Origin of the sequence: Pseudomonas sp. ICMP 10191, from assembly GCF_001467335.1 — a bacterium.
Classification (GTDB): domain Bacteria; phylum Pseudomonadota; class Gammaproteobacteria; order Pseudomonadales; family Pseudomonadaceae; genus Aquipseudomonas; species Aquipseudomonas cerasi.
In genome coordinates, this window is record NZ_LKGW01000171.1 from 1 (window position 1) to 2,945 (window position 2,945).

Genomic DNA, 2,945 nt, shown 5'->3' on the forward strand with positions numbered 1-2,945 from the left:
CCAACCAGCTCGCCCATCGCCTGATCGAACTGGGCGTGGAGCCGGATACGCGAGTTGCGGTCAGCCTGCGTCGCGGACCGGAAATGGTCGTGGCGCTGTTGGGTATTCTCAAGGCCGGTGGCGCCTACGTGCCGATCGATCCGGACCTGCCGAGCGCGCGTCAGGCCTATATGCTTGAGGACAGCTCGCCGCAGGCAGTGCTGACCACTCAGGATCTGCAAGGATCTGCACGACAACCTGCCTGCCCTGGACCTTCCGGTGCTGGTGCTCGATAACCGCGATGACCTCGCGCAAATGGCTAAGCAGCCGAGCGTTAATCCGGATGCCAAGGCCCTGGGTTTGCAGCCAAACCACCTGGCCTACGTGCTGTACACCTCCGGTTCCACCGGCACGCCCAAAGGCGTGATGAACGAGCACCTTGGAGTCGTTAACCGCCTGCTCTGGGCACGTGACGCCTATCAAGTGGACAGCAATGATCGCGTGCTGCAAAAGACCCCGTTCGGCTTCGACGTGTCGGTCTGGGAATTTTTCCTGCCGCTGCTGGCCGGTGCCGAACTGGTCATGGCGCGTCCCGGTGGCCATCAAGACCCTGACTATCTGGCACAGGTCATGAGTGACGCGGGCATCACCCTGCTGCACTTTGTGCCCTCGATGCTCGATGTATTTCTGGAGCACCGTTCAACCCGCGACTTCCCGCAACTGCGCCGCGTACTGTGCAGCGGCGAGGCCTTGCCTCGTGCATTGCAGCGCCGCTTCGAGCAACACATCAAGGGCGTTGAACTGCACAACCTCTATGGCCCGACCGAAGCGGCCATCGACGTTACTGCCTGGGAATGCCGCTCGACGGATCCGGGCGAAAGCGTGCCCATCGGCCGTCCGATTGCCAACATTCAGATGCACGTGCTGGATGCCTTGGGCCAGCTGCAACCACTGGGCGTGGCCGGTGAACTGCACATTGGCGGCATCGGCGTAGCGCGGGGTTACCTTAACCAGCCGCAGCTGAGTGCCGAGCGTTTCATCGCTGACCCGTTTTCCAACGATCCGCAGGCCCGCCTGTACAAAACCGGCGACGTGGGTCGCTGGCTGTCCAATGGCGCGCTGGAATACCTGGGCCGTAATGACTTCCAGGTGAAGATTCGCGGTTTGCGTATCGAGATCGGCGAAATCGAGGCGGCGCTGGCCAAACACCCGGCGGTTCATGAAGCGGTGGTCACGGCTCGTGAAGATGTGCCGGGCGATAAACGTCTGGTGGCTTATTACACCCTGATCGCAGAGCATGCTTCGGTAGACATCGAAAACTTGCGCGACTGGCTGCAGGAACAACTGCCGGCTTATATGATCCCGATGGCCTATGTGCTACTCGAGTCAATGCCATTGACGCCGAACGGCAAGCTGGATCGCAAAGCCTTGCCAGCCCCACAAGCCGATGCACTGATCAGCCGTGCCTATGAAGCCCCGCAAGGCGAAACCGAAACGCAGATCGCGGCTATCTGGCAAGACCTGCTGGGCATCGAGCAGGTAAGCCGTCACGACCATTTCTTCGAACTGGGTGGCCACTCACTGCTGGCCGTCTCGCTGATCGACCGTCTGCGCAAGCAGGGCCTGAATCTCAGCGTAAACACTGTATTCACTGCGCCCAGCGTGCGTGAAATGGCTCTGGCTATCAGCCAGGACAAACAACCCCTGTTCCAGGCACCGGCCAATCGCATTCCTGCCCACTGCACGCAATTAACGCCAGACATGTTGCCGCTGGTGGAACTGAGCGTTGATGAGATTGAACTGATTACCTCGGCCGTTCCGGGTGGAGCCGCCAATATCCAGGACGTCTATCCGCTGGCACCGCTTCAGGAAGGCATCCTGTTTCATTACCTGCTGAATCATGAACGCGACGCCTACCTTGTGCGCTCGACGATCGAGTTCGACAGCCGTGCACGTCTTGACGCTTTTCTTGAGAGCCTGCAAACGGTTATCGACCGCCATGATGTCCTGCGCAGTTCGGTGCATTGGACCGGCCTGCCGCAAGCGGTGCAAGTGGTGCACCGCCAGGCGCAATTGCCGGTACATACGCTCACCCTGACGCCCGATGAAGATGCATTCAGCCAGATGGATCGTCTAAGTGATCCCAGTCGTCTGCGTCTGGACCTGCGCCAGGCACCGCTACTGCTCGCCTACATTGCTGGCGATCCAAACTCGGATCGTTGGCTACTGGCGCTGATTGATCACCATATGATCAGCGACCACGTCACTCTGGAACTCATACTCGAAGAAATTCGCCTGCTGATGCGCGGCCAGAGCGCAGACCTGCTGCCACCGCAGCCTTACCGGGAGTTTGTCGCACAGACCCTCGCCAGCCCTTCAAGTGCCCACGAAGCCTACTTCACCCGCCGCCTGGCTGATGTTGATTCACCCACCGCTCCGTTCGAACTGCTGGAAGTTCAGGGTGACGGTAATGACGTCGAAGAGGCCGAACTGGCATTGAGCAGTGACCTCTGCGCACGTATCCGGACTCAGGCCCGGGAGCGCGGCATGTCCCCGGCGGTGCTGTTCCATGTCGCCTGGGCCCAGGTGCTGGCCCGTTGTACCGGTCGCGATGATGTGGTGTTCGGCACTGCGGTCACCGGCCGCCTGCAAGGTACGATAGGCGCCGAGCGAGCCATGGGCATGTTCATGAACACCCTGCCGGTTCGCGTGCAACTGGCCACGCAAGGCGCCCACGAACTGGTCATGGCCACCCACCGTGATCTCAGCGAGTTACTGAGCCACGAGCAGGCATCATTGGCCCTGGCTCAGCGTTGCAGTAGCGTGGCCGCGGGAGTGCCGTTGTTCTCCAGCCTGCTCAACTACCGGCACCAGAGTGAGGACAGCCAGTTGCAATGGCCGGGCCTGCGCCTGCTCGACAGCTCCGAGCGCACCAATTACCCGTTGTGCCTGTCGGTCAATGATTA

1 pseudogene is annotated in these 2,945 nt (G+C 60.7%); it reads left to right on the forward strand.

Going from position 1 to position 2,945, the window contains the following annotated elements:
• Positions 1 to 2,945 (forward strand): annotated as a pseudogene (locus AO388_RS25410) (non-ribosomal peptide synthetase); the annotation flags it as partial.